The sequence below is a fragment of the Vibrio sp. 2096 genome (assembly GCF_033339595.1).
In the GTDB taxonomy this organism is placed as follows: domain Bacteria; phylum Pseudomonadota; class Gammaproteobacteria; order Enterobacterales; family Vibrionaceae; genus Vibrio; species Vibrio alginolyticus.
Genome location: NZ_JAWOUX010000052.1, coordinates 1 through 1,561, shown reverse-complemented (window position 1 = coordinate 1,561; position 1,561 = coordinate 1). Strand labels below are relative to the sequence as shown.

The following is a 1,561-nucleotide window of genomic DNA, read 5'->3' as shown; positions in this document are numbered from 1 at the left end:
TGAATGACAGGGATATCCAGACCCTCTGCCTTTACCTGAAAAAACAGAAACGGACCGTGGAAGAGTACCAGTGGCAATATTATGACGAACAACGAAACCTTCTGGAACAGTTGTTAAGACCAGTGTTCCTGTGCCTTGAATGTGAGGCCGGTAAAGGCTCAGAAGCCGTCGTCGCCCAACTTCAAAAGATGCAAACGGAAATTGTATCCGGTGAATCACTGATGACAATGGATACGTCGCTTATCCCCAAAAAGCACCTCCCATGGCTGGTGAAACAGGATAACGTTAATCCGCAACGTTATGAATGGCTGCTCTACCGGCAGTTAACTTCACGACTGAACGGACGTATTTATCTGTCAAATGTCACCAAATACCGGGCACTGGAAGACGACCTGATCCCCCAAACATCGCAGGATGCACTGCTGGAGTCATCAACGCTGGACAGACTAAAACAACCTGTTGACGCATTGTTACAGGAGAAACAACATCGACTGGAAAGCGCGCTCAAAGACGTGGCGCGCCATATTGATGAGGGAGATAATCGCAATGTAATCATGAAAAATCGCTCGGGCACCCGCTGGCACCTGCCAACAAAAGGCGCTACATCTCTGGTCAACAATCCCTTCTTTAAGCGAATGCAGCCAGTCGGTATCGCGGATGTCCTGCGGTATGTTGAGCGCGAAACCGGGTTTATGCGATGCCTGACACATGTGCTGCCAATACAAAAACAGGGAACTACTCATCAGGATGATTTACTGGCCATTCTGATTGCTAACGCCACTCACCGTGGTGTGTATGGTATGGCGCAGATCTCCGACCGCAGTTATGAACACCTGAGTACAGTACAGGCTAACTATATCCGACCTGAAACGCTGCATGATGCCAGCGACGTGATCAATAATGCGGTGGCTTCATTACCCATCTTCCGCCACTACCATATTCAGGAGGACCAGTTGCACGCCAGTGCGGATGGTCAGAAATTCGAAACGCATCTGGAAACGTTTAAAACCCGGTATTCCTCGAAGTACTTCGGTACCAATAAAGGGATCACGGCCATGACCCTGGTCGCCAATCACAGCGCGCTGAATGCACGGATAATCGGCTCCAACGAGCATGAATCACACTATATCTATGATCTGTTGCAATCCAACAGCAGCGATATCAAACCTGACGTACTCTCGACAGATACACACGGTGTCAATCACGTCAACTTCGCTTTATTGGATCTATGCGGCTACAGCTTTGCACCGCGATACGCGCAATTTAACAGCGTCATCAACGATCTGTTTGAGGTGACTGAAAATGAACAATGTAACACCATACTTGCGCTGAAGAAACCCATCAGGACGGGGGTCATCGAAACGGGATGGCAGGATATCAGGCGTATTGTCCTGTCACTTCAGACAAAACGAACAACACAGGCAATACTGGTGAGAAAACTGTCTGGTTATCCTTCAGGACACCCGATATTACAGGCGCTGACAGAGTATAATCGACTGGTTAAAGCGCAATATTTACTTGACTACATCGACGATGCCAGTTTGCGGCAGTATGTGCAACG

General features: G+C 48.6%; 1 protein-coding gene. It reads left to right on the top strand.

What is annotated here, in order from left to right; translation table 11 throughout:
• Positions 1-1,561, top strand: a 1,561-nt coding sequence (locus R7Q41_RS23935) for a Tn3 family transposase (protein ID WP_276385191.1), incomplete at both ends; no start/stop codon positions are given.